Raw genomic sequence first — 19,459 nt, 5'->3', positions numbered from 1 at the left:
CGTTGGACATAGTGACGACCCACTACACCCAGCACGGAGGCCGCCATGACCGCCAAGCTCCTCCCCGCTCACCTTGCCCAGGCCATCGCCCAGGAGGCCGTCAAGCACGAGGCCGCCCCGCTCCGCGAGGGCCAGGTCTACGCCGTCCTGGTCGCCGCCGGGTACGCCGCCAAGGAGATCGCCGAGCTGGCCGGAGCCGACTGGAACCGGGTCGATCTGCGCCTTGCCCCCCTCGACCTCGTCGAGGAGGGCAAGGGCGCCCTGGAACAGGAGCTCCTGCCGGTCGGCCTCGCCTCGTACGTCGCCCGGCTGAGCGAGCCGAACCAGCGGCTGATGCTCGTCCGCTGGCTGCGGGGCGACTTCAAGAACGCCCGCCACGCGGAGCGCTACGCGAGCGCCATCTACGAGGACGAACAGACCGTCCTCGCAGGGCTCTGACCTGCACTTTCCTCGAAAACCCCCCGGGTCAACCCGGAACCCCACGGGTCGTCACGCGTTAGGCATAGTGGCGACCCACTAAGCCCAATTCAGGGAGGACGTATGACCGTCACCGCCGACCACGCCCGCCACGCCCTCATGAAGGAGGCGTTCGCGGCGCTCGACATCGACGACGCCGCCACCTACCGGATGACGATCGCCGAGGGATCCCCGGTCACGGTGCTCAGCGAAGACGAGATGCCCGGAACCACGGTCCGTGCCCTGCTCCGCGCTCAGACCTGGCTCGCCTCCGGAATCGAGCAGGACGCCACCGGCCGGATCGACGTCCGCCTGGCCGGGCAGATCGCCGACCGTAAGAGGGCCTGCACCTTCACCAAGGTCTGCGAGTTCATCATCGTCGGCCAGTGCCAGGGCACCGGCTACACCTTGTGGGACATCGCGCCCGCCCCGACCAACCCCGCCCGCCGCGCGGCGGTGCTCGAGGAAATCGGCGTCGACGCGGCCGACGCCTTCGGCTCCGTGAGCACCGAGCGCGGTGCCACCCCCCGCGAGGCCCTCGACAAGTTCCTGGCCGACATGCGCGAGCAGTCCGGCCTCGACGAGTACGGGCTGACCGCCGACAGCCAGACCGGCAGCCTGGACGAGGCGCCGACCTCCTGACCTGCGGTTTTCTGCGATTTCTCGCGAAACACCCGGTACCTCACGGGGCGAACAAGCGTTGGACATAGTGACGACCCACTAAACCCCCTCACCAAGGAGGACCCCAAATGGCCACCAACCTCACCCCCCTCGCCCCCGGCACCAAGCTCGCCACCATCGGCACCTTCTACCCGGCCGAGGTCGTCACCTCCGAGGTCGGCACCGCCCCGACCACGAAGGCGCCCATGCGCAAGACCGTCATCCGCTGGACCGAGAGCATCCCGGCGGCCGGTGTCCACAAGGGCGAGACCGAGGTCTGGGTCCAGATCGCGGGCCGCACCCCGCGCTTCGTCATCACCGCCGACAACTGACCGACAGCACCACGGACCGGGGAGCAGGCAGCGCTCCCCGGCCCGCCCCTTCCACCTGCGAGAGGAACACCACCATGACCGAGCCCCTGGGCACCGACCTGATCACCGCCGCGCTCTCCCGCGCCTGCACCAGCTCCTTCGAGAGCGCCCTGCAGGTCCGCTCGACCCTGCTCGCCAACACGATCGCCTACGCGGCCCGCCTCATCCGCGACGTCCTGCCCACCGCGGCCGCCATCACCGTGGACACCGAGGAGAAGGAACTCCACGAGGTCCGCGACGCCCAGGGCAAGACGCTCTGGTGGGCGCCCGCGAGCGTCGGGCACGCCTTCAACGACACCCTCGTGGACGACGTGGACGACCTGTTCCGGCAGGCGATCCCCTTCGGCGGCCTGGTCGGAGCCGGCTGGAAGATCTCCTACAAGGGCCTGCCGTACCGGGACGTAAAGCTCCCCGAGCAGCCCCCCGCCAAGCGCCACGCCCGCGCGCACGTCCGCCACGAAGGCCTCGTGTGCGACGTGCACGTGGACCTGGTCCCCGCCGAGCGGCCCTCGTTCACCCTGGCCGACCCGGACGGCGAACTGCGCGAGACCCGCGACCGCGTGCGTGCCGCGATCATCAACGGAGGCTACGCCTGGCCGGACGGCGAGCTGTCCGTCCAGCTGCACACCGACGCCCGCCCCGGCCCGACCGCCGACCTGGCCATCGCGTGCGCGATCCTCGCCGCGGCCGGATACGTCGACCCGGCCACGCTGAAGCGGACCGTGCTCCTCGGCCAACTCGGTCTCGACGGCCGGGTCCGCTCCACGCCCGAGACCCGCAGCGGCGTCCGCTACGCCGACATCTGCGGCGGCTACGAGCGGGCGATCGTCGCCTCCTCGGTCGTGACCACGTGCCCGCTGCTCCCGGGCGGCACCGTCCACGGCGTCCTGAACCTGCGCCAGGCCCTCGACTTCCTCGCCCGCCCCTTGGACGGAGCCCCGGCCGCCGACAACCGGCCGCACGGGACACCGGGGGAGAACGCCGGGAACTGCGCCCAGTGCGGCCGACTGCTCATCTGGGACGCGTCCGGCAAGCGCGTGAACGACGAGTGGGGCGAGTACCTGTGCTACGGCCCCCGCCCGGAAGGCGCCCGGTCAGCGGTCCACGTCCTGGCCGCGCCGGAGGAGACGGAAGCCCAGAACTGACCGGCAGATGAGGCCGGGGAGCAGGCAGCGCTCCCCGGCCTCACCCCTCATCCAAGCAGCTCACAGCGGAAGGACCGCCATGGACGACTTCACGACCGAGCCCGCGTACAAAATGTACGGACCGGACCGCTTCCCGGCCCACCTGCCGTTCGGCCGGAACGGCTACCTGTTCACCGTCCCCGGCTCGTTCCCCGAGGACACCCCGGCGCACACCAACGTCACCAACTGGGAGATGGCCGTCTACCGCACCGAGGACGGATGGGAGGTGCGGGACGCCGACGGCGAGCGGCGCGTGTGGGGAACCGGCGGCAGCCGGCGGACCGCGGTCGGCCTGGCCTTCCAGGAGATCGCCCGCAAGCGCCGCCAGCGCGCGGCCGACATCACCGACAAGCGAGTCAACGTCCTTGGCCTGGAGGCCGTCCCTCCGTACGCGGTGGAAGTCACCGGCAGCGTCACCCTCGTCGTCGCCCCGACCGCGATCGGCATCCTGCGCAGCACCGAGCCCGGCGAGGACGGTCGGCCCCACCTCCACGTGACCGACGTCGACGGCGGCGACCCGTACGAGATCCGCCAGGACCGCACGGTCACCCTGCGCCACACGACGATCGGCGTCCTGCACGACCGGTGCGGCTGCGACCCAGAGGACGCCACCCGGTTCGAGGAAGAAACGCAGGCCCTGATCTACGTACGGCACGCCCTGACCGAGTGCTGGCCGTGCCCCGCCCTGCACCCCACCGACTGCCTGCACTGCGCCGACTTCGACGGACGGCCTCACTACGCCTGCACGTACAAGGAGCCGTGCACCGTCTGCACCGAGGACGGCATCAAGCCCGCCGGGTGAGCCACCCAACGCTCCATGAGGCCGGGGAACAGGCAGCGTTCCCCGGCCTCACTGCTGCTCTACGGGGCCCAGCCGCGGCCCCGCTCCACCACCCCCGACCACACCTGAGAGGACGTCACCAGATGACCACCGGATGGACGATGCGCCCGATCCGCCTGCCCGACGACCACCTGCCGACCGGCGCCGAGACCGAATGGAAGTGCCGCACCTGCGCCACGGCCTGGCCGTGCGCGACGGCCGGCGAGTACCTCCGCCCGAGCCGGTGCAGCTGCGGCAGCCCCAGCTACTGGGAGAAGAACGGTCCCCGGAACTGGCACGTCGGGCCCCGCTGCTACACGGACACCGACGTCGTCAGGCGGCAGGCCGCCGACCTGAAGGCCTACCGGGACGCCCACCCGCACTACCCGCCGTCCCACTTCTACCCCCCGAAGCCGTGGCGGCGCCGCCGCCAGCGCCCGCCCTACCGGCACACCCCGGCCGGGCCCGGCGACATCCGCCCCGGCACCTGGACGTGGATCAAGCCCGGCGGCTTGCACCCCGGCTGGGGCGACATCCACCAGCTCGCTATGGTCACCCGGCCCGGCCTGCCCAAGTGCGAGGTGTGGCTGATCCTCGACGGCACCGTGCACGACGTCCGCGCCGACCACCTCATCCTGACCGGCGGCCTCCGGCAGGCCCGGCCGGACTGGTGGCGGTGGACGGCAGCCCAGCACCTCGAACACCAGCAGGCCGGGCGGCAGTCCGGGGACCGTACCGCGGTCCAGCCCGAACTGTTCCCCGCCCTCACGCCCGTCTCAGCCGCTCAACCCCCCGAGCCTCCCACCACCCCAAGCCCCTGCAACGAGGCGGCCACAGCCGGAACCACAGCCCCTCCCAGGCCTCCCAGCCAGCCGAACAACACCCTCCGTGGGCGTTTGTGACGGTTGGTGAGGTATGCTCCGTGGCGTCTGGTCGTCCTGAGCAGCGGCGACGACCGGCCACGCGCCGGAGGTGTAACCGACGCACGGTCCCCTTCCAGGGGGCAGGACCACGTTCAAGTCGTGGCCGGCGCTCCAGCCTCGAAAGCCCCCGCCGATCCCAGGGCGGGGGCTTTCGCGTGCGCCCGCACCGTTTGTGCTGAATGCACATGATGCCTGATCAGCTACCATCTGCGGCCCCTCGTCACGCTGTCCACCCCATGCGAGGAGCCAACCCCGATGTTCCACGGCTCGATCCCAGCGGACATGTGCCGCATCGTCAGAGAGCACGTCTCCCTGTGGAAGGACGTCACCGACGTCTACAACGTGTGCTGCGGGAACTTCACCGTCGAGAAGACCATCGCCAGCCTCGGCAAGCGCCTGCACTCGTGCGACGTGCTCATGTACTCGACGGCGATCGGCCGGTACTACGCCGGCGACCCGCTGCCCCTGGTCCTCACCCCGTCCGCCGCCGCCGAGTTCCCATGGCTGGAGGAGCACCACGACACCCCGGAGAAGCAGCTCGCGACGATGATGCTGTGTACCCGGCTCGCCCCGCTCATGGGCAAGAAGTCGAACCCGTACTGGGACAAGATGCGCCGGGCCTACGAGCAGCAGTGGCCCGACCTGCACGCGAAGACCACCGCGAAGATCGTCACCGCGCAGGAAACGCTGAAGCTCGCCTCGTACGCGGCCGAGGACGCGCTGACATGGGTCGAGAAGATCCCCGACGGCGCCGGTGTCGTCTCCTATCCGCCGTTCCACGGCGCGGGCAAGAACTTCGTCCGCGACTTCGCGAAGCTGGAGGAGATGTTCGAGTGGACTCCGCCCGAGTTCACGATCATGGAGGATCCCGAGCTTGAGTTCCTGATCGACCGGATCACCGACCGGGACCACTGGCTCCTCGGCACCAACGAGGAAATCCCGGAGATGGCCGAGTACCTGCGCGGCCGGACCCGCACCACGAACCGCGGCATCCCGATCTGGGTGTACGCCAAGTCCGGCCCGCTCCGCCTCGTCCAGCCCCGCCAGCACACCGAGAACTGGCCCGGCCCCCACCTCGCCGACGAAGAGATCGGCGACACGCCCTCGCTCGCCGTCCTCACCTCGGGCCAGTTCGCCGCCCTGCGCTCGGCGTACATGAACCACAACATCCGGCCCGGCTCCGAGTCCCTCGGCGTGGCCGTCCTCGTCGACCGCAAGCTCGTCGGCGTGTTCGCGTACTCGTGGGCGCCGACACTCGGCAACTGGGGCGCGCACCTGCCGCAGCAGCCCACCGTCTACATGCTGTCCGACTTCCCCGTGTCGACCAGCCGGTACGCGAAGCTGTCGAAGCTGATCGTCATGGCCGCCGTCTCGCGCGACGCCCAGTTGCTCGCGTGGCGGCACGGCCACCGCCGCTACCAGTCCCTCGCCACGACCGCGTTCACGAAGCGGCCGGTGTCGATGAAGTACCGCGGCGTGCTCCGCCTCCTCAAACGCGACCAGAAGAACGTGCTCGGTGAGGACTGGGCCAAGGGCATCGACCCCAACGACTCGTACTACGCCCAGCAGTACCAGCTGCAATACGGCGGCCCGTTCACCGGCAAGCCCCTCGCCGACGTGCTCGCCGAGTGGAAGAAGCGCTACGGCAAGGATCTGAAGCCCGGTTGGCGCCCGAGGGTGGCGTCGTGAGCGTGTCAGTCGGCCGCCGGCGTCTCGCCGCCGGTCGTCTCCATCCACCAGGAGTACGGCACCAGCACCGCCCTCGGCTCGCCGCTCTTCTCGACCACCGTCACGTCGTCGCGGAAGTGTGCCGCGTCGACCCGTCGGCCGAGCTGTTCCCGCAGTTCCCTGACTCCCATTCGCTCCATGCGGTGAAGGGTACACACGGTCACCAATGCACACACGGTACACACGGTACTTTGTGTACCGTGACCATGATCGTGTGCAGGGTCTGCAAGACCGAGAAGGCCGAGACCGAGTTCCACCGCTCGAAGACGACCATCACCGGCCGCCGTAACGAGTGCAAGGCGTGCCGGAAAGCCGAGCGGCGGTCCCGCTACGAGGTCAACCGCGACACGGAACGGGCGCAGATGCTCGCCTACCGCTCGGTCGACGCCCACAGGGAATCGGCGCGACGGCGAGCCCGCGAGCACAAAGAGGCGGCACGGCAGGACCCCGCGTACCGGAAGCGCGAGACCGATCTCAACCGCGAGTGGCGCCGCCGGAACCCGGACAAGATGGCCGCCGCGAACGCCCGCCAGCGCAACCGCGGGCGCTTCTCCCCGGACTGGACGCCCGAGGAATGGAACGCGCTCCTCGACCTCTACGACCACCGCTGCCTCGCCTGCGACGGCCCCGGACCTCTCCAGCCCGATCACGTCGTGCCGCTGTCCTGGCCCGGCGCCAGCAACGGCATCGACAACATCCAGCCGCTCTGTGGCCCCTGCAATCGGCGCAAGAGTGACAAGCACATCGACTACCGGCCCGCAGGCCACCGACTCCCCAGCGTCCCCGCCCAGGTGACGCTGTTCGACCTCGCCTCGGAAGGACAAGACACGTGAAGATCGACATCAAGAGGGGCGACCCGCGCTCGCTCAAGCTGCTGGACCTTAACGCTCGATTTATGCGTCATGAGCAGTTCCAGCAGCTCGTGACCAACGTCCGCAAGGACCAGGTCCTCACGTCCACGCCGTTCGTGTGGCGTGACACGGCCACCGGCGACGGTCACGTCCTGTCCGGCAACCACCGTGTGAAGGCCGCCATCGAGGCCGGCCTGGAAGAGATCGTCTGGCTGGAGACCGACGAGCCGCTCACCGAAGAGCAGCGCATCGCGATCCAGCTGTCGCACAACGCCATCGCCGGCGAAGACGACCTGGCGATCCTCAAGACGCTGTACGAGCGGATCGGCGACCTCAACCTGCGCGAGTACGCGGGCCTCGACGACGCCACCCTGGAGAACCTCGCCGAACTCGACAGCCCGTCCATCTCCGAGGCGAACCTCAGCTTCCAGACCCTCGCCATCGTCTTCCTGCCCGACGACCTGAAGGACGCGCAGGCCACGATCCGCGACGCGATCGCCCTTGCCGCCAGCGCAGACGACGTCTGGGTCGCCCAGCTCCGCCAGTACGACCAGGTCATGGCCGGCCTCGATCTCGCCTCCAAGAGCTACGACGTCACCAACGTCGCCACCGCCCTCGGCGTCATCCTGGAGAGCTTCCGAAGCCACGCAGACGAGATCACCGACGGCTGGTTCAACCGTGACACCGGCGAGCCCCGCCACCACGGCATGGCCCCCCTCCTCACCCTCTTCCACACCGACGCCATGCCCGCCGCATCAGCCGCCGTCGTAGAGCGCGCCCTGCAAGCCGCCGTAGGACGCGGAGACATCCCCGCCGAGCACAGGTACAAGGCACTCGAACTCTGGGCCCGCACCTACCTTGACCAGCCCGAACAGGCCCACGCCTAGCCCCACCCACCTGTACGGCAGGACCCCACGATGGCCAAGCAGATCATCCTCAGCCCCACCCTCGACCCATGGGAGCGACAGCCCGGAGAAAGCACCCGCAAGCACGGCCAGTACATGACATACCGCGACCTTGGTCGCGCCCGCACACTGGCGAAGACTGCGGAGAGCCTGACACTCGCCCACGGGCACGTGAGAAACGTCGCCGCCGAGTACCGGTGGCGGGAGCGCGCCGAGGCGTGGGACCGGCACCTGGACCGCCTCTACGAGGCCACATGGATCGAGGAGCGGCGGAAGGCGGCCGAGACCGACGCGAAGATGCTCGGCGCGGTCATCGGCAAGCTGGCGCAGCGGCTGGGCACCCTCCGCGCCGAGGAACTCTCGCCGACGAACTTCCTCCAGCTGCTCGACGTGGCGCTGAAGCACCGGCGCGTCCTGTTCGGCGACCCGACCGAGACGATCGCGCTGACCGGCCAGGGCGGCAACCCGCTCGCCGTCCAGTTGCAGGAGTTCGCACAGATGCCCCCGGAGCAGCGGCGCGTCCGACTCAGCGAGCTGGCCGCCTCCGTCACCCGCCGGATCAAGGCGACCGACGGCAGCAACGACGAAGATGCAGCCGACCCGGAGCCCGACGACGAAGAGGAGGTCGGCGGCACAGAATGAGCGGGCCCCCGGTCCCCGACGAGCTGGCCCACCTCGACGACGCCGAGGTGTACCAGCGGCTGCAGGCCGCCCAGCGGGCGCTGGGCCAGGAGTTGCTGAAGAACCCGGTGACGATGGCGCGCGCCCTGGACCGGTCCTACCGGATGCGCCCGCACCTGAAGGTGATCGGTGAGGCCCTGGTCGGCCTGGAACGCGGCGACTACGACCGGCTGATGATTTTCACGCCTGCCCAGGTGGGGAAGAGCACCACGGTCGCCGAGTGGTTCCCGTTCTGGTGGCTGTGCAAGCACCCGGAGGATCGGGTGGCGGTGACGTCGTACTCGGACGACCTGGCGATGCGTCGGGGCAAGGCGATTCGCCGGTACATCGCCGAGTTCGGCGAGGAGTACGACCTGGCGTTGCTGGCCGGCTCGGCGGCGGCGCAGGACTACGACACGACCGCGGGCGGTGGTGTCCGGTCTGTATCAATTGGCTCTGGTCTGACAGGCTTTCCGGTAAACTGTGTAGCCGGTGAAGTGCTCATTGCCACGCCTGGCGGGGCCGTGCCCATCGGCGCCTACGTCGAGTCCGGATGCACCGCCCCGGTGCTCGCCTACGACCACGACCAAGACCGGCCCGTGTGGGCTCCCGTCCTCGCCACCAGCGTCAGCGAGAGGGAGACCCTTGAAGTCGTCAGCCGCTCAGGCCGTGTTGTTCGATGCACCCCCGAGCACTGCTTCTACGTCCCCGGCCGTGGCTACGTTGCCGCGGCCGACCTCCAGCCCGGAGACCCGCTCGTCACGTGGGCGCACGCTGGTGCAGGCGACGTGCGTCCAGTGCGGGAAGCCGTTCCAGCGGCTCCCGTCGGTGCTGGCGCGGGCGCAACGCGAGGGCAAGCCAGGCCCGTTCTGCAGCAGGGCCTGCTCGAACGCGGCCAGGACGAAGCCTCAAGAGTCGTGCAAGCACTGCGGCGGGCTCCTGCCGAAGGCCAACGGCCGGACCTACTGCTCCGTCGAGTGCCGCCGGACGGCGTTCCTGCTGACGCTGACCTGCGGCCAGTGCGGCGAGCAGTTCCAGATGGCCCAGGCGGACCACGCGAAGAAGGTCCGCAAGGGGCAGACGGCCTTCTTCTGCAGCTACGCCTGCTCGGGGCAGGCGCGGGCGCAGACGAGGCCATGCGTGGGCTGCGGTACGCCGATGCCGAACCAGCAGTGGCGGTACACCCGGTACTGCTCGCCAGCCTGCAAGACGGCCAACCCGCCGAAGAAGGGCACCCGCAAGCTCGCGGAGAAGCCGTGCAAGCAGTGCACGAAGCCGTTCCGTCCCAGGAGCAGCCGGACCGAGTACTGCTCCCGCGACTGCTCGAACCTCGCCCACGCCTGGCGGCAGACCGGCTCGGGCAACTCCCGCTTCAAGCACGGCAACTCGTATGCGGCCTGGTTCCGCGCGATGCGTCCGCTGATCCTCGACCGGGACGGGCGGCGCTGTGTGGCCTGCAAGTCCCCGGAGACGTTCATGACGGTCATCCGCAAGGGCAAGGCGCAGCAGCGGACGACGTTCCACGTGCACCACATCAACGCGAACCCGAGGGACAACCGCCCGGAGAACCTGGTCAGCCTCTGCAAGACGTGCCACGCCGTGCACCACAAGTCGAGTACGACGCCGTGGCCGTGGTTCGCCCAGTACGCGAAGGACGCGTCCGCGTCTATGACCTCCAGGTGGAAGGCACGAGCAACTTCTTTGCAGGCCAGGTACTCGTTCACAACTGCCTGATCGTCGACGACCCGCACAAGGACCGGGCCGAGGCCGAGAGTGCCCGGCTGCGTGAGCACGTCCACGAGTGGTGGTCGTCGGCCGCGCTGAAGCGTCTGCAGCCGGACCGGAACGCCGTGGTGGCGATCCAGACCCGTTGGCACCCGGACGACTTTGCCGGGCGGCGCCTGGAGGAGGAGGGCCGGCTGGAGGACGGCGGCCGGTGGAAGGTCGTCCACCTGCCCGCGATCGCCAACCCGAGCAAGTTCGGTCCGGACCCGCTCGGCCGCCAGGACGGCGACCCGCTGCCCCATCCGAAGATCCCCACCCGGAAGCGGCGGGCGCTGCTCGCCTGGTGGAAGGACGTCAAGGACACGTCGACCGTCCGCGACTGGCATGCGATGGCGCAGGGCGATCCCCAGCCGGCCGAGGGTGCTCTCGTCTCCCGGGACCTGCTGCGCCTCATCCGTGACGGCGTCACCGCCGTGGAGCCGCAGAAGATCGCTGTGACGGTCGACCCGTCGGGCGGCGGCCGGGACACCGCGGGCGTCATCGGCGGTTTCCTCGGCGCCGACAACCGTGTGTGGGTCACCCATGACCGCTCGGGCGCCATGTCGTCGGCCGAGTGGTCCACCGAGGCCTGCCTGCTCGCCCACGAGACGAACGCGGCGGTCATCTACGTCGAGGGCAACTACGGCCGCGACATGTGCACGCTGGCGATCCGCACGTCGTGGGAGAAGCTGCGGGACGAGGGTGTCATCCCGAAGAAGGTCCTGATGCCGCTGGTCGACCTCGTCTTCGCGAAGCAGGGCAAGCTGCTGCGGGCGGAACCGATCGCGCAGCAGATGGTGCAGGACCGGGTCCGGCTGCGAGGCGCGTTCACCGACCTGGAGAACGAGTGGGCGACGTGGCAGCCGACCGATCCGAACTCGCCGGGCCGGATCGACGCCTCGTGCATCCTGGTGTATGGCCTGATCCCGGAGGCCAACCAGGGGGCCATCGCCCACGCGCCGCTGCCGAAGGCTCCGCAGCCCCAGTCCGGCGGCTTCGGGCAGTCCAGGGGCGCAGCATCCGTGTACGGGCGGAGGATCGGGAAATGAGCAGGTGTAGGTGGAAGTCCCGGTGACGCCCGAACAGCAGGCCGGCATCTCGCACGGCGACCGAGCTACTCACTCACACTGACGCGGGCGCCGCCGGCCGCCCGCATGAGGTCAGAACACGTCGTGGCTGGGGCGGTCGGGGATCGAAAACCGGTTGCGCCGTAGTACAAGATGAAGGACGTGGTCACCAAGGAACGCGCCGTGGAACTGGTCGAGTCCCTGCTGTCGAGAGAGCGGCAGGAGTCGCCATGGATGGCACGGCTGCCCGAGCTCGCTGTTCTCGACGTGAAGGAGCACGCGCTCGGGTGGCTGGTCACCTGGCAGTCGGTTGAGTACATCCGCAGCCGCGATATCAAAAAGATGTTGGTGGGCAGCGGGCCCTACCTGGTGGACCGCCAGGATGGGAGCATCCACCACATCCCTGTCACCACATACCGGCGCGAGGGCTGGGAGAAGCTCTATCTCCAGCAGGTCAGGGGGGTCCAACCGCCCGATCCGCTGATCACGGCTGTCCAGGCACTCGTGCACTCCGACGGGACGATGGCCGCGATACGCCACCTACGGAAGCAGGCCCCCCGGTTGGGACCACAGCAGGCGAAGGCCTATGTGATGGCCGTCCAGGACGGAAACGAACCTCCGGAGGAACTGGTCAGCCTCACCCGGAAGCCGGAGAAGTGTCCTCCATTGCCCATCACCACGCTGGCGGGCCCGGCTTGGTAGCGGTCCGGCAAAGGCGGGGCAGTCTTGTCAAGACCACGTGCGGCGGCTGACACCAGCGGTTGACACCAACAAGCGCGAACAGCAGCGGTCGGCGCCGGACCTCAGTGGACGATCGACCGAGGCGCAGCGGCCGTTGGTCGACGTTGACAGACCCCCGTGATCGACCTGATAAGGATGATCACAGACCTCAAAGCCTTGGCCTCGTTCGGGCGCCGTCCTCTTGTCGACCGGCGCCCGTCGCCTTGACTCGGTCACTGAAATCCCTCGCGCCCCGCCAAACTCCTACGAGCCCGCCCAGCGCAGGGCCGCACCACATGCCAACCCAGACAGGGAGCGGCACACCGATGCCCTCGCCGACCACCACAGCCACTACCACCCACAGCAGCAGGGCTTGCGAGACCAGATAGACCGCAACCTTCTGCCGCACGCTCCAGTTCCACGTGCGCTCAGTGAGCCGACGCCGCATAGTTCCCCCTGCCCGAGGATCAGCCGACCCGGAGTCTACGGCTCCCAACTACAGGCATGGCTCGCTGAGCTGAGGAGCGGGCTGACCCTAAGCTGATGACATGGCAGCGTCAGAGTGGGAACAATTCACCCGCGCCCGCGGACGCCAGCGCTTGAAGATCATGGCGCGGCACATCATCCGACATCCCGTGCTCATCGCCGCCCTGGTCGGCTGGGTTGTCCTGGTCAACCTGGTGAAAGACAGCCCGCTGGCCCCGCTGGCCTATGGACTCGCAGCTCCGGTCGGAGGCGTTCTGATCGCGGCGAGCATGGGCCGCTACCGCACCCCAGCCGAAGACCCAGCGCACGAAGATGCTTCATTTCCCGCTGACACCGACGGGAAGTGAAGCAAGACCTTTTAGCCAGCTACACACCACGCGATGCCACAGCTCAGTTTCCCGGTGCCACCGCAGTCCGGGCCGTCTGTGGGCCGTACGAGGTCACCCGATGCCGACCGACAACGACAGAAGCCCACGGCGTCTGAGCTGGTCAGAGCCGTGGGCTTCTTCTGTTCCGCTGGTCAGCGGAAGGGCTGATCAGTAGACCGGCAAGTCAGGTCGCGTAGGCCGGGACGCCCGTGCCACACGCATGCCAGATCGTGCGGTGAACCACGGGGAACACCGGGAACCGAGACGACGACCGGCCGGACGTCGGCACCGCTCCGCCGCAGCTCAGCCCAGCAACCGTTCAGAGATAACCCGAGCTTCCCAAGCTGAGGGCTCAAGCACCGTCAGTACGTGCCGGCCGTCGTGGCTTGCTCTGGTCGACAGCGCTGGCAGCGTGGTGGAGGCCGGTGGGGGTGCAGCGAGGCATACGCGCGCCTGGTCCGTCGGTATACCCGTCGTCGTGGCTGACTGTCGTCGGCTAAGGTCCGTGCCACAACCGTGCCAGATGCATGGGGAACGAAGGGCCCGCGAGGGCGTCTCCAACGTCGAGACGTTCCGCGTGAAGCCGGGGGAGTAGTGGGGATGCTAGAAAACCTTGGGAAGTACGGGGAGATCACGAAGCAGGCGGCTGAGGCGGGGGGCGTCGACAAGCTCATCAGCGCCATTGAGAAAGCTGCGTACACGAAAGGCGCGGCCGTGGGCGTAGTGGTCGGCGGAGCAGCCGTCAGCGGGGTCACTGCAGCCGTCATGGCCTACCGCTCTCGTAAGGCGCGAGCCGAAGAGGCGAAGGAGCAACTGAGGACGACAGCGCGGGAGGCTGAAAGAAGCGACTCCTAACACAGAAGTGTCGCCGTTCCTTGAACCGTGGTTCTGGATCACTTTCAGTGCCGGGGCCACGGAGGGTCACCACAACCGCGATCATGAACGGCCTCACGCCGTGAGGAGGACCCGCTTGCGGAGCAGGTCGAAGTTGGCCCGGCCGAACATCTGCCGTTTCAGCATCTTGATCTTGTTGTTGTGGCCCTCGACGGCGCCGGAGCTGTAGGGGAGGCTGAGGCCGGCGACGACCGCGTCGCGGTCCTGGCCAAGCCCGTTGACGAAGCCGTGCAGGGCGGGCAGGTCGTCGGCCTGAACGCGCTCGATCCACTGGTCGAGGTCCTGGCCTTGGCGGTTGTTCATCAGCTCGGCGAAGGCCCGCACGTGCCCGGCGGTCCGGTCGAGTTCGGGGCAGCGAGCCAGGATCGTTTTGAGCTGCTGGGCCTGGTCGTCGGTGAGGTGGTCGGGATGGCGGGTGAGCCAACTGGTCACGTCCCGCACGGACGGAGCCTTGCGGGGCAGGGTGGGCGGAAAGTCCGCGCGGAGCTTGGCCACGTAGACCTTCACGACGCTCTCGCCTCCGGGGTAGCCGCGCTCGCGGAGTTCCTCGAACAGGCGGCGGGCGACGGTGCAGCCCTCGGCCCACCGCTGGTGCAGGTAGGGCTTGAAGGGATCAAGGATGCTGGACCGGCCGGTCCAGCGGCCGACCAGCAGTTCGTCCGCGGTGGCCGCGTGGGCGAGGCGGCGGACGGTGTTGCGGGCCAGACCGAGCCGCCGGGCGATGGGCCGCAGCCCGAGCCCTTCGTCCAGGAGGGCGTGGACGGCCGCGTGCTGTTCGCGAACCCGGTCGGACAGGCGGCCGGTGGTCCGTGGCCCTGTGGGAGACAAGTCGAGGTCCAGCCCTTCCACGGCCTCGGCAGCCGCGGCAGTGGTGGTGGCCTGGGGCTCGCGCAGCAGAGCGCGGTGCTGGACGACGGTCTTCTCGACGGCCTCGACCAGGTTCTTCCAGATGTGCCACCGGTCCGCGACGTGGATAGCGTCCGGGGCGCCGAGCCGCCCGGCTTCGGCATAGGCGGCGGAGCGGTCGCGGCAGATCACCTCGACACCGGGGTGTTCGGTGAGCCACCGGGCCACCGTCGAGGTTTCCCGGTCGGGCAGCAGATCGACCGGGGTGCGTGTCTCGATATCCACCAGGATCGTGCCGTAGTTGTGCCCCTTGCGCAGCGCGAAATCGTCGACCCCGAGCACCCTCGGTGTCGAGGTCTCGGGGTCCTGCAGACGGCGGATCAGCCGTAACAGGGTCGAGCGGCTCACCTTGGCCGCCAGCGCGTGGGCCAAGCGGGAACCGGCCCGGCCGGCCAGCATCACCGCCACCCGTTCCAGCACTGTCTGCAACCCGGCACTGCGTCTGCCGTGCCGGAACGTCAGTCCGTCGGCCTGCTCGGCGAACGTCGCCTGCAAGCAGCCCTGTTGAGAGCAGCGGAACCGCCGGACCTGTAACTCGATCAGCGCCGGACGGCCGCCGACTGCGCTGTCGGCGAGTCGGCGTACGTACCGGCTGTGCACCCGGACCGACGCCGTCCCACACGCGGGACACGCAGCCCGCTCTGCAGCCGTCCGAGCCCGCACGACCACCAACTCGCCGTCGGGTATGACACTTTCGACCACAACACCTTCGACCCGGTGGAACCACAGGTCCTGGAAGAGGACATCACCCACGGCCGTTCATGATCGCGGTTGTGGTGACCCTCCGTGGCCCCGGCACTGAAAGTGATCCAGAACCCAGGTTCAGAGACCGCCGACACAGAAGAACCTCCCGGCGCTCTTCCGGCGGCCGGGGGTTCTTCATCATCGAAACGCGGCACCTCGCCCGGGGATTACGTCGGGGCGCGCCCGGTGCCACCTCGCGACGTGCCGCCACCAGCCGCCGCTGTCGCGGGCGACGTCCACACCAGCTTCCACCACCAGTTCCGGCGCCAAGAGGATCACATGCAGGGGCTCCCGTGTCCCCACCCAACGGAGAACGTCCAGCCGGTCCACTGATGCTCCGGGCTGGCTGGGGTAGCGCAGCCCCAACAACCGCCCCCAACCTTCACCCCCCAGCCCCCCGTTATGGCATGGTCTGGAGGGGCACCGTGGACTCCCGCATCCGTGCAGCGTGCCGCACCGCCAAGGAATCCACGTCAGCAGCACCGCGGCATATGGCGCCGGGTAACTTTCGGGCACCTACCGTGCACGAGCTCGTTAACCTCGCTCCTAAATCGGTGCTCATCTCGGTATGACGAGGCGGAGCCAGTCGGCGAGCGCGGTGAAGTCGGCGTCCGTTAGGCCCTTGACCGGGTCGACGCGATGGAGCAGCGACAGCCCGGGATGACTGGCGTCGACCCACAGGCGGTCCATGGCGCTGATCTCGTCATCGACCCAGATGAACGGTCGGCCATTGGCCCACTCGACGAGGTGTCGGGTTTTCCAGTGTAGGCCGCGCGGGCCCTCGTCGACGTAGGAGGCCGGCCACTCCACCACGGGCAGCCTGGGCAGTCCGATGCGTGGGGAAACGACCTTGTTCGCCTCCTCCATCCAGGTCGTGGCCCACATGAGATGACATCCCAGGGCTGTGAGGCGAGATCCGAGCCCAGGGTCGAGTCGCGTCAGCAGCGGGTTTCCCTGATCGCCGGACGTCGAGGCGTCGGCGGCAGCGGCCTGAGGGCGACCGGACGACGCCCCGAACGGGATCAGTGGACCGTCGACGTCGAGGAAAAGGAGGGGACGCTCCGTCGCGCTTGTCACGACGGCACGATAGCCCGGTGTAGCAGGGGAGCAACTCCCCCATTGCTGGGCCGTCTCTGGGCCGTCCGAGGTCGCTCGACAGTGGCCAAGGACGACCAACGATGACCACTAGGCACGCGAGCCCACCACTTCTGAGCAGGGAAAACGCAGGTCATCAAGATCCTCGGTAAGAACCAGGGCAAGAAGACAGGTGCCTTTCTCCATAGCCGCGTGTCGACGGTCATGTATTTCCCCATCGCGAGCGTCAGCTTCCCCGCGCAGGCGTTCGCCCCGTCGTCACACCATCGTGGTCGTTTCTCGACCGACCGGAGGGTGAGGCTAGGTTCGGACTGGTCAGTCCCAGTCGGATGCCGGCTGGTCGACTCGACCGCCCTTGTGAGGTGTTGGGATGTAGTCGCGAGCACCGCCGGGCAGGGCGGCGACACACGCCGCCGAGCAGGCGCTGACCAGCAGGGGCAGTACGTCAGTGGCCATACGCAGTGAGATCCACACCTGATGGAGTCCGCTCTGTTCGATCGGGCGGTCGCAGACACTGCAGCTGCGGATGGCGGTGGCGCCCCAGTGCCGAGGATCCAGGTTTCCCGGATCGAGGTCCGCGACGGAGTCCGAGGAAGGCTGTAGCCGCGGGAACGGCGGCCGCAGCTTGTAGTTGCCGAACAACGCGCGCGTGCTCACCGTGCTGCGGGTCAGCTTCCGGCATCGGGTGATCTCGTACGGGAACCAGTGCAGCCGGTAGGAGGTGTAGGGGGTGAACTCCACCAGACTGGTCATGGCCCCGATCTCGGGCGGGATCCGGACCAGATTGCTGCCGTAGAGCACGAGGCGCCTGACCGCCGTCAGTTGGGCGATGCTCGGTGGCAGAGTGATGATCTGCCGCCGCTCTTCCGGGCTGAGCTCGGTCAGAGGACGGAACTCTTCGCGCCCGTCGGCGGCGGCCTCATCGATCAGCTCCAGCAGGTGGCGCCAGCCCGGAGTTGCGGTGTCCTGCCGCTCGGCGTGGAATCCGACTCGGGCTCGCGGATGCGGCCTGGACTGATCGAAGCACGAGCACGCGTCCTGGCGAAGACCCCGCCGCTCCGGGGCCGGGTCCGATGTGTCGCCCCAGCGGTTCAGAATGAGCCCCGGCTCTGCCTCGTCCGTCATGGTGCCAGGATACGGAGGTTGCTGCAGGCCGTCTCAGGATTATCCGGGTGGGAGCACAGACGACACCCATCGCCGTGCTCGAACGCTTGGCTGGGGAACCTGACGCTGCTGATGGGGAATTACGTGGAGTTCCACACCGCGCCAGCAGGAGGTGGAGTGAGTGTCTAACTGCGTGACAACGCCGACGCACATCGGTGAACAAGCACGGACGCCTGCGGACCGTCAGCACAGGTGAGTGCCACACCGGCCCACGGTCAGGCGCTCGCCTAAGTTGCTTCGGGACGAAGCGGTCGCTCCGTTAGGGTGCGCCGCATGACCAACGACGCCCCGAACTGTCCCAAGTGCGGCCAGCCCATGAAGTCCGGCGGCCTCGTGCGCTCCGAGCGGGAGGACGATGGCCTGCGGACCTGCCGGTCGCTATGGAAGTGCCACGGTCGGCATGTCTGGTGGGGCTGGGCCGACCGGCCGGACGAGCCATTGGAGGCCTGCCCGGTGCCGGATCTGTTCCGCTGATATCCAACGTTGACATCAACAACGACGGACGGCGGTGACAACCAGCAGCCAGATGCGGTAGCCGTGCGCACGGTGGACCGCGGCTACGCCGGGGCGGAATCGAACTCCTAAAGTGGTGCTCACCCTAGGGCGAGTTCAAAGCGAGGAAGAGAAGCCGCGAGAGAAGCCGGCGGACTGCTCGAGGTGAAACGGTGAGCCTGCACGCGTGGGAATCCAACCCTGCCGTAGGGCGGCCCCGATGGCGTCGGCGACATCCGAGGGCAGTACCGGACTGCCCGGGCGGCCGACCCAATTGCCAGTGTGAGGCTGATTCGTGGTGACGACGAGAGTCGTCACAGGGTGCTACGCATGCTCCACGGCGTAAGTGCACGGCGACCAGCAGAGAGCCTGGCAGTAGGTGGGCCTGCGCCGCAGCCGCCAGCGATAGGTCGTTCCGTCGACAACTATGCGTCGTGATCCCTTGCGTCCCAGTGCCATGCCTCCCCCTTCGATGCCAGGATGCTAGCGCGCCCAGCACCTAGACGATCGGGCCGTCTCCGGGCCGTCCGAGGTCGCCCAACGCCAACCAACAACGACAGAAGCCCACGGCATCTGAACTGGTCAGAGCTGTGGGCTTCGTCAGTCTCGCTGGTCAGGTGGACCGGTGATCAATAGACCGGCTTGTCCTGGATGGTCGATGACCACCACGGCACCGCCTCGATGACGTTGGACGCCATCACGCAGGCCGTCACCCGCCGCTACACCAAGCCCTTCGGCGAAGCCCGCGGCGCGACACCGCCAGCCTGGCCCGACGACAAGGGCTTCCTCGGCAAACCAGCCGACGTCGACACCGGACTCACCCACATCGGCGCCCGTGAGTACGACCCGGCCACCGGACGCTTCCTCTCCGTCGACCCCGTCCTCGCACTCGACGACCACGAGTCCCTCAACGGTTACGCCTACGCCAACAACACCCCCGTCACCAAGTCTGACGCCACCGGCCTGCGGCCGGACACGGGCTGCGAGCGAGGGTGCACCGACAGCAAGGGCAACCCCGTCCAGGTCTCGGTGACGGCGAGCCGCAACGGCTGGGTCTACCACTCCACGAAGGCCTACTCTCCACCTGGCAGAAAGTCGCACTGTGCCTAGCTACTTGCCCCTGAAGAAGTCTGGGGGCTGCCTCTGGGTTGTCCTCTGGGGAGAGCTGGTAAGGGCGGGCCGTGGCCGCGACAGTGGAGGC

Annotated in this window: 20 protein-coding genes and 2 pseudogenes; 17 read left to right on the top strand and 5 right to left on the bottom strand. The window is 68.5% G+C overall.

Translation table 11 applies throughout. From position 1 onward, the window contains the following. Positions 1-45 precede the first annotated feature (45 nt). The 7 genes from ACIQMV_RS19135 to ACIQMV_RS19105 all read left to right on the top strand — a co-directional run bounded on the left by ACIQMV_RS19135 (position 46) and on the right by ACIQMV_RS19105 (position 6,103). Complete coding sequence (locus ACIQMV_RS19135; RefSeq protein ID WP_402594045.1) at positions 46-438, top strand: hypothetical protein; 393 nt, start codon at positions 46-48, stop codon at positions 436-438. Between the two features lie 102 nt (positions 439-540). Further along, complete coding sequence (locus ACIQMV_RS19130) at positions 541-1,098, top strand: hypothetical protein (RefSeq protein ID WP_402594043.1); 558 nt, start codon at positions 541-543, stop codon at positions 1,096-1,098. A gap of 107 nt (positions 1,099-1,205) precedes the next feature. Then, entirely contained in the window at positions 1,206-1,448 is a 243-nt protein-coding gene (locus ACIQMV_RS19125) for a hypothetical protein (protein ID WP_402594041.1), read from the top strand. Between the two features lie 74 nt (positions 1,449-1,522). Further along, positions 1,523-2,632, top strand: a complete 1,110-nt coding sequence (locus ACIQMV_RS19120; RefSeq protein ID WP_402594039.1) for a magnesium chelatase domain-containing protein — start codon at positions 1,523-1,525, stop codon at positions 2,630-2,632. A gap of 79 nt (positions 2,633-2,711) precedes the next feature. Beyond that, on the top strand, positions 2,712-3,473 hold the full coding sequence (locus tag ACIQMV_RS19115; RefSeq protein ID WP_402594037.1) for a hypothetical protein: 762 nt from the start codon (positions 2,712-2,714) through the stop codon (positions 3,471-3,473). Positions 3,474-3,595: 122 nt separating this feature from the next. After that, positions 3,596-4,393: a hypothetical protein gene (locus ACIQMV_RS19110; protein WP_402594035.1), complete on the top strand. Its 798-nt coding sequence runs from the start codon at positions 3,596-3,598 to the stop codon at positions 4,391-4,393. Positions 4,394-4,669: 276 nt separating this feature from the next. Then, entirely contained in the window at positions 4,670-6,103 is a 1,434-nt protein-coding gene (locus ACIQMV_RS19105; RefSeq protein WP_402594033.1) for a hypothetical protein, read from the top strand. A 5-nt stretch (positions 6,104-6,108) separates the two neighbouring features. Here the strand turns inward: ACIQMV_RS19105 and ACIQMV_RS19100 are convergent, their stop codons facing one another. Then, positions 6,109-6,282 carry a hypothetical protein gene (locus tag ACIQMV_RS19100; protein ID WP_402594032.1) on the bottom strand — a complete coding sequence of 58 codons (174 nt, stop codon included), beginning with the start codon at positions 6,280-6,282 and terminating at the stop codon, positions 6,109-6,111. 66 nt (positions 6,283-6,348) lie between these two features. Here ACIQMV_RS19100 and ACIQMV_RS19095 point away from each other — a divergent pair, with 66 nt between their 5' ends. From ACIQMV_RS19095 to ACIQMV_RS19060, 8 genes are all read left to right on the top strand, one after another. Beyond that, on the top strand, positions 6,349-6,975 hold the full coding sequence (locus tag ACIQMV_RS19095) for an HNH endonuclease signature motif containing protein (RefSeq protein ID WP_402594482.1): 627 nt from the start codon (positions 6,349-6,351) through the stop codon (positions 6,973-6,975). Beyond that, the gene (locus ACIQMV_RS19090; protein WP_402594030.1) at positions 6,972-7,880 is read left to right on the top strand and encodes a ParB N-terminal domain-containing protein; all 909 of its coding nucleotides are present in this window, start codon (positions 6,972-6,974) and stop codon (positions 7,878-7,880) included. The genes ACIQMV_RS19095 and ACIQMV_RS19090 overlap by 4 nt, the downstream gene beginning before the upstream one ends. A gap of 30 nt (positions 7,881-7,910) precedes the next feature. After that, positions 7,911-8,540, top strand: a complete 630-nt coding sequence (locus ACIQMV_RS19085) for a hypothetical protein (RefSeq protein ID WP_402594028.1) — start codon at positions 7,911-7,913, stop codon at positions 8,538-8,540. Between the two features lie 732 nt (positions 8,541-9,272). Continuing rightward, on the top strand, positions 9,273-10,292 hold the full coding sequence (locus ACIQMV_RS19080) for an HNH endonuclease (RefSeq protein ID WP_402594026.1): 1,020 nt from the start codon (positions 9,273-9,275) through the stop codon (positions 10,290-10,292). Beyond that, complete coding sequence (locus tag ACIQMV_RS19075; RefSeq protein ID WP_402594024.1) at positions 10,238-11,371, top strand: hypothetical protein; 1,134 nt, start codon at positions 10,238-10,240, stop codon at positions 11,369-11,371. The genes ACIQMV_RS19080 and ACIQMV_RS19075 overlap by 55 nt, the downstream gene beginning before the upstream one ends. A 180-nt stretch (positions 11,372-11,551) precedes the next feature. Continuing rightward, entirely contained in the window at positions 11,552-12,091 is a 540-nt protein-coding gene (locus ACIQMV_RS19070; RefSeq protein WP_402594023.1) for a YrhB domain-containing protein, read from the top strand. A 566-nt stretch (positions 12,092-12,657) separates the two neighbouring features. Beyond that, a complete protein-coding gene (locus tag ACIQMV_RS19065; protein ID WP_402594022.1) occupies positions 12,658-12,942 on the top strand; it encodes a hypothetical protein in 285 nt (94 codons plus the stop codon). A 621-nt stretch (positions 12,943-13,563) separates the two neighbouring features. Next, positions 13,564-13,818, top strand: coding sequence for a hypothetical protein (locus ACIQMV_RS19060; protein ID WP_326753844.1), 255 nt, complete (start codon positions 13,564-13,566; stop codon positions 13,816-13,818). A 93-nt stretch (positions 13,819-13,911) separates the two neighbouring features. On the opposite strand, the gene ACIQMV_RS19055 is transcribed toward ACIQMV_RS19060, so the two are convergent. The 3 genes from ACIQMV_RS19055 to ACIQMV_RS19045 form a co-directional block, all read right to left on the bottom strand. Beyond that, positions 13,912-15,465, bottom strand: coding sequence for an ISL3 family transposase (locus tag ACIQMV_RS19055; protein WP_402594480.1), 1,554 nt, complete (start codon positions 15,463-15,465; stop codon positions 13,912-13,914). 600 nt (positions 15,466-16,065) lie between these two features. Beyond that, positions 16,066-16,584: a hypothetical protein gene (locus ACIQMV_RS19050; protein WP_402594020.1), complete on the bottom strand. Its 519-nt coding sequence runs from the start codon at positions 16,582-16,584 to the stop codon at positions 16,066-16,068. A gap of 333 nt (positions 16,585-16,917) precedes the next feature. Then, positions 16,918-17,727 carry a leucine-rich repeat domain-containing protein gene (locus ACIQMV_RS19045; protein WP_402594018.1) on the bottom strand — a complete coding sequence of 270 codons (810 nt, stop codon included), beginning with the start codon at positions 17,725-17,727 and terminating at the stop codon, positions 16,918-16,920. Between the two features lie 312 nt (positions 17,728-18,039). Here ACIQMV_RS19045 and ACIQMV_RS19040 point away from each other — a divergent pair, with 312 nt between their 5' ends. Beyond that, positions 18,040-18,240, top strand: a complete 201-nt coding sequence (locus ACIQMV_RS19040; RefSeq protein WP_402594016.1) for a dehydrogenase — start codon at positions 18,040-18,042, stop codon at positions 18,238-18,240. A 135-nt stretch (positions 18,241-18,375) separates the two neighbouring features. Here the strand turns inward: ACIQMV_RS19040 and ACIQMV_RS19035 are convergent. Beyond that, positions 18,376-18,717, bottom strand: a pseudogene (locus ACIQMV_RS19035) (hypothetical protein). A 177-nt stretch (positions 18,718-18,894) separates the two neighbouring features. On the opposite strand from ACIQMV_RS19035, the pseudogene ACIQMV_RS19030 reads away from it, so the two are divergent. Next, positions 18,895-19,338 (top strand): annotated as a pseudogene (locus tag ACIQMV_RS19030) (RHS repeat-associated core domain-containing protein); the annotation flags it as partial. Positions 19,339-19,459: the final 121 nt, after the last annotated feature.

It is taken from the genome of Streptomyces sp. NPDC091412 (genome assembly GCF_044756885.1).
Taxonomy (GTDB): Bacteria; Actinomycetota; Actinomycetes; order Streptomycetales; family Streptomycetaceae; genus Streptomyces.
The sequence above is the reverse complement of the archived record's forward strand: the minus strand, read 5'-3'. Positions and strand labels throughout refer to the sequence as shown.

Excerpts from the sequence above, each read along its gene's own strand:
- ACIQMV_RS19135 (WP_402594045.1), top strand. The coding sequence starts at position 46 with ATGACCGCCAAGCTCCTCCCCGCTCACCTTGCCCAGGCCATCGCCCAG.
- ACIQMV_RS19130 (WP_402594043.1), top strand. The coding sequence starts at position 541 with ATGACCGTCACCGCCGACCACGCCCGCCACGCCCTCATGAAGGAGGCG.
- ACIQMV_RS19125 (WP_402594041.1), top strand. The coding sequence starts at position 1,206 with ATGGCCACCAACCTCACCCCCCTCGCCCCCGGCACCAAGCTCGCCACC.
- ACIQMV_RS19120 (WP_402594039.1), top strand. The coding sequence starts at position 1,523 with ATGACCGAGCCCCTGGGCACCGACCTGATCACCGCCGCGCTCTCCCGC.
- ACIQMV_RS19115 (WP_402594037.1), top strand. The coding sequence starts at position 2,712 with ATGGACGACTTCACGACCGAGCCCGCGTACAAAATGTACGGACCGGAC.
- ACIQMV_RS19110 (WP_402594035.1), top strand. The coding sequence starts at position 3,596 with ATGACCACCGGATGGACGATGCGCCCGATCCGCCTGCCCGACGACCAC.
- ACIQMV_RS19105 (WP_402594033.1), top strand. The coding sequence starts at position 4,670 with ATGTTCCACGGCTCGATCCCAGCGGACATGTGCCGCATCGTCAGAGAG.
- ACIQMV_RS19100 (WP_402594032.1), bottom strand. The coding sequence starts at position 6,282 with ATGGAGCGAATGGGAGTCAGGGAACTGCGGGAACAGCTCGGCCGACGG.
- ACIQMV_RS19095 (WP_402594482.1), top strand. The coding sequence starts at position 6,349 with ATGATCGTGTGCAGGGTCTGCAAGACCGAGAAGGCCGAGACCGAGTTC.
- ACIQMV_RS19085 (WP_402594028.1), top strand. The coding sequence starts at position 7,911 with ATGGCCAAGCAGATCATCCTCAGCCCCACCCTCGACCCATGGGAGCGA.
- ACIQMV_RS19065 (WP_402594022.1), top strand. The coding sequence starts at position 12,658 with ATGGCAGCGTCAGAGTGGGAACAATTCACCCGCGCCCGCGGACGCCAG.
- ACIQMV_RS19060 (WP_326753844.1), top strand. The coding sequence starts at position 13,564 with ATGCTAGAAAACCTTGGGAAGTACGGGGAGATCACGAAGCAGGCGGCT.
- ACIQMV_RS19045 (WP_402594018.1), bottom strand. The coding sequence starts at position 17,727 with ATGACGGACGAGGCAGAGCCGGGGCTCATTCTGAACCGCTGGGGCGAC.
- ACIQMV_RS19040 (WP_402594016.1), top strand. The coding sequence starts at position 18,040 with ATGACCAACGACGCCCCGAACTGTCCCAAGTGCGGCCAGCCCATGAAG.